The organism is Microcystis sp. LE19-41.2A, from assembly GCF_027530405.1.
Classification (GTDB): domain Bacteria; phylum Cyanobacteriota; class Cyanobacteriia; order Cyanobacteriales; family Microcystaceae; genus Microcystis; species Microcystis aeruginosa.
The window spans coordinates 1-3,682 of sequence record NZ_JAPZQJ010000328.1 but is presented as its reverse complement, the minus strand read 5'-3'; the positions used below and the strand labels follow the sequence as shown (position 1 = coordinate 3,682).

Here is a 3,682-nt window from a genome sequence, read left to right as displayed (position 1 = left end):
AAAGCCACTCTTAATCGTGTCTTGGAACGAAATAGAGGCTTTTAAAGACTGCGTACATGGAGAATTAAAACAAGAATTACCCTCGAAAAGCCTATTTTTCCACTAAGTATTTATGCTCATTGCAAAGGTGAGATGCTCCCGGACTCTTCTTTCTATAAAGGACAAAGCCTTGCTTATTATGATGCTCTTGATTTGATCAAGTCTCAGGTAGAAGCATTTGGTTACAACTCGAAGGAAGTCAACCTGGTTGTTCCTGAATTTGGCAAACAAGCAACTTAGCTATTAAGGTATCAGGTGCGATGCCGAAGGCACTGCGTAGCAGTACGCCTATTTTGTAGGTTGGTTGACAACGGAAACCCAACATCATCCCCCTATTCAGGGTGAGAGCATCTCAAACGCTATTGACAATTGGCCAATTTTGTGATCCGCATGGGCATTTCAAGTGATACCAGTCAATCAGAATAGTTACGAAATCGACCCATTTGGTCAATTTTTGCTTAACAATTGAGATGGCCAATTCTCCTCAAATATGCCTGAATCGCTCTCTGGGTAAGCAACTCACATAAAGTTCATTTTGTCAAGGATTGTTAAGATGCGCTTACCCTGGTCAAACTCGACGCAATCACCGCAGGAGAAGTGGAAAAAATCTATGTCCGTGAAGGCCAAGAGGTGAAAGCAGGACAACCGATTTTAACCCTAGATTCTCTATTAATCGGCAAGGAAATACAACAAATCGAGGAGAAAATAGAAGGACAAAAAAGCCGTCTTTCCCAACAGAAACTTGTCAAAAGTCAGTTAGAGATTTCTTTAACCACCCAAAGCCAACAAAATCGCGCGGCAGCAGCGGAAAAAGAAGCCTCGATCGAACAAGCGCGGGAGAATGTGGACGCATTAATCAAGAAGGCCAAAATATCCCTAGAAGAACAACAGGCGCGGGTAAATCAAGCGAAAACCGCCCTCGCACAAAGTCAGACCGATTATCCGATTCTCAAAAGTCGTTATGAAACGGCTTTAAAAGAAGTCGATCGCTACCGAAAAGCGTGGGAGGATGGCGCGATATCGGAGGTGCAATTCATCGAGCGCGAGGACAATGCCAAGGAGCGCCAACAACTCTACGAGCGGGGAAAAGCGGAGGTAAAAGAAAATCAACATAAACTAGCGGAATTAAAAAGTGCCTACCGTCAGACGAGTCAACAAACGAGCGCCGATATCGCCCAAGCGCGTCTGCAATTACAGGAGCGGCAGCGGGGTTATCAAAGTCTCCGCCATTCCAACGAGTTGGCACTCTTAAGGGTACAGGAGCAGATTAACAATCTAGACACGGAGATCGCAACACTGGCATCGGAAATCGCCCAAAGCGAGAGCCAACGGCAAGCGCTCCAAATCCAACTAAGTCAGAGGGTTTTAAAGGCGAATACCGACGGCACAATCTTTTCATTACCGATTAAACGCGCGGGTGCGGTGGTGCAGTCGGGAACGCGGGTTGCGGAGATAGCACCGAAGGGATCGCGGTTTATTCTCAAGGCAGAAATGCCCACGGATCAAAGTCAATTTCTCCGCGCCGGTATGCCGATAAAAGTCAAGTTCGATGCCTATCCTTTTCAGGATTACGGCATTATCGGCGGCAAGATCACCAAGAAATCACCGACAGCACTCGAAAAGGAAACGCCAAACGGAAAAATTAACGTTTTCGAGCTAGAAATTCAACTCGATCGCTCCTGTATTCAAAAGGGAAATCAATGTATTCCCCTCAATCCGGGAGATACGGCTACCGCAGAAGCGATCGTCCGTCAGCGTCGGGTGATCGATTACATCCTCGATCCCTTTAAGGATCTACAAAAAGATGGGTTAAAACTGTAGTTTTTTTAGGTATCAAAGCCAAATTACTTACACCCCTCCCTAACCCTCTTGCCTATCTCAACTAGGAAATTAATTTCGCACAACTGTTTAAGGAGTCATTATGTCGCATAGTATCACCATCACCAATCAAGACCTTATCCAACAGCTTAAGCTATCGGGGAAAGTTCCCGAAATGGCCGAGGGAATTATCGCTCGGAAAATCATCACCGAAACCGCCACGGCAGCGGGGATTAAAAACACGACTGCCGAGTTACAACAGGCGGCCGATCAATTCCGTCTCGCCAAAGGATTACATAACGCCAAAGATACATGGAATTGGTTGCAAAAACAGGGCTTATCCCTAGACGATTTCGAGGAGATCGTTCAATTCAGTTTACTATCGGGTAAATTAGCCGAACATCTTTTCGCGGACAAAATTGAATCCTATTTTGTGGAACACCAGCTAGATTATACCGGCGCGGTGATCTACGAGGTGGTATTAGCAGATCAGGCGATGGCGGAGGAGTTGTATGAATCGATTCAGGAGGAGGAAATCAGCTTTCAGGAAGTAGCACATCGCTATATCGAGGATGTGGAATTACGACGCAAGGGGGGTTATCGCGGTACTGTTTACCGTAAGGATTTACGACCGAATCTTTCGTCCGCAATTTTCGCATCGGATTCTTCTCGATTGTTGAAACCGCTGCAAGGCGATCGAGGTTTTCACCTGATTTTTGTCGAGGAAATCCTTAAACCAAAATTAACCGAGGAGTTGGCTCTGAAAATCGGTGTTGATTTGTTTAACGGTTGGGTAAAGGAGAAGATTCAGGAAATAGAATACGAGTTAAGTAATTAATTGTGGATGGGGTGGGTAATACTCACCCCGCAAACATAGTAAGGGAAGATAAGAGTTATGGAATGTGTTATCTGTAAAAACGGTACGACTCGATCGGGTTTCGTAACTGTTACTTTAGAGAGAGATGATTGTATCGTGATTTTAAAACAAGTCCCTGCGGATATCTGTCAGAATTGCGGGGAGTATTATCTAAGCGAGTCGGTCACTGCGGAGGTTTTACAGAAGGCTGATCGCCTATTTTGTAGGTTGGGTTGAAGCATGAAACCCAACATCATCCCCCTATTATTCTTGATGTTTTGTGTTGGGTTGCACTTCGTTTAACCCAACCTACGGATTATTTTACTATAAAATTAATACAATATGGATTAATAAAATACCAATAATCCGATTATTCTTGAGTGAGTTTATTTAGCATAAAAACAAACAAGGTTCTTCGTTACTTGGTATGATTCGATCAGGGGGCATAAATCGACTAAATCCTTATAGGGCAAGAGACTCAATTGATTAGCTCGTTCTAGATAGAAAACACTTGGCCAAAATCGAAGCAATGTCTTTCTGTGTAAGGGTTTTATCCTTTATAACCCCCCTCCATTGCATAACACAAACCGAAGAACCTAAATCCATAGCCTCTCCTTTTAATCACCTTGGCTCTTCGTTACCCTTTATGCTAAATCAACAGACAAGATGCCAAGACAACATACTTCTAACCCAAAAATTCCGAAAGTTTCTCAAGCCATAGCCTCTCCGTTTTATTAGTTTAAGTTTATTGTTGATTCCCTCCACCACCCCATTCGTTGTCCTTCGCTCAAAATAACTAATGATTTCTCCAAACCAGTTTCGGATTGTTTGACAACTCTTAGTAAAAACACTGGAGGATTTTGCCAACCATTCCGAGATGGATAGCATTCCCTCTGTCGGATTCTCTGAGGTTTCATAAATCTTTCTAAATTCTTCCTTTAATTCCTGCATCTTTTTCAAATTTGGGAA

5 protein-coding genes are annotated in these 3,682 nt (G+C 43.7%); 4 read left to right on the top strand and 1 reads right to left on the bottom strand.

Translation table 11 applies throughout. From position 1 onward, the window contains the following. The first annotated feature begins 132 nt into the window (after positions 1 to 132). The 4 genes from O9290_RS13655 (at position 133) to O9290_RS13640 (ending at position 2,950) form a co-directional block, all read left to right on the top strand. Positions 133 to 279, top strand: coding sequence for a hypothetical protein (locus O9290_RS13655; protein WP_288059555.1), 147 nt, complete (start codon positions 133 to 135; stop codon positions 277 to 279). A gap of 357 nt (positions 280 to 636) precedes the next feature. Beyond that, on the top strand, positions 637 to 1,860 hold the full coding sequence (locus O9290_RS13650; protein ID WP_502846462.1) for a beta-barrel domain-containing protein: 1,224 nt from the start codon (positions 637 to 639) through the stop codon (positions 1,858 to 1,860). A 100-nt stretch (positions 1,861 to 1,960) separates the two neighbouring features. After that, entirely contained in the window at positions 1,961 to 2,695 is a 735-nt protein-coding gene (locus O9290_RS13645; RefSeq protein ID WP_288059557.1) for a foldase protein PrsA, read from the top strand. Between the two features lie 57 nt (positions 2,696 to 2,752). Continuing rightward, positions 2,753 to 2,950: a type II toxin-antitoxin system MqsA family antitoxin gene (locus tag O9290_RS13640; RefSeq protein WP_288059559.1), complete on the top strand. Its 198-nt coding sequence runs from the start codon at positions 2,753 to 2,755 to the stop codon at positions 2,948 to 2,950. A 417-nt stretch (positions 2,951 to 3,367) separates the two neighbouring features. Here O9290_RS13640 and O9290_RS13635 read toward each other — a convergent pair. Then, positions 3,368 to 3,682 (bottom strand): transposase (locus O9290_RS13635; protein ID WP_288087155.1); only part of this gene is annotated, 315 nt, incomplete at its 5' end.

What these genes read in the sequence shown, in the direction of transcription:
- O9290_RS13655 (WP_288059555.1), top strand. Translation starts at nt 133, where the DNA reads ATGCTCCCGGACTCTTCTTTCTATAAAGGACAAAGCCTTGCTTATTAT.
- O9290_RS13645 (WP_288059557.1), top strand. Translation starts at nt 1,961, where the DNA reads ATGTCGCATAGTATCACCATCACCAATCAAGACCTTATCCAACAGCTT.
- O9290_RS13640 (WP_288059559.1), top strand. Translation starts at nt 2,753, where the DNA reads ATGGAATGTGTTATCTGTAAAAACGGTACGACTCGATCGGGTTTCGTA.